The 231-nt window shown below is 62.8% G+C and carries 1 protein-coding gene; it reads left to right on the top strand.

Translation table 11 applies throughout. The annotated features are described in order from the left end of the window. On the top strand, window positions 1-231 hold a 231-nt coding region (locus SB724_RS22050), incomplete at both ends, for a nucleoside-diphosphate sugar epimerase/dehydratase (protein WP_410573242.1).

Here is a 231-nt window from a genome sequence, read left to right as displayed (position 1 = left end):
AGGCACTGATCTACGGCGCGGGTACGGCAGGACGGCAACTGGCCCTGGCGATGGCCAACAGCCTGGATATGCGCATCATTGGTTTCCTGGATGACGATGAGCGCCTGCAGGGGCAAGTGCTCAATGGCCTGCCCATCTATTCGGTGCAGGACCTGCCCGGGTTGATCGACACCAAAGGAGTCACCGATGTGCTTCTGGCCTTGCCGACGGCGTCGCGCAAGCGCCGCAACG

This window comes from Bacillus sp. SIMBA_031 (assembly GCF_046535225.1).
GTDB lineage: Bacteria > Bacillota > Bacilli > Bacillales > Bacillaceae > Bacillus > Bacillus velezensis.
Note: the sequence above shows the minus strand (reverse complement) of the source record. Positions and strands in the feature narration are given on the sequence as shown.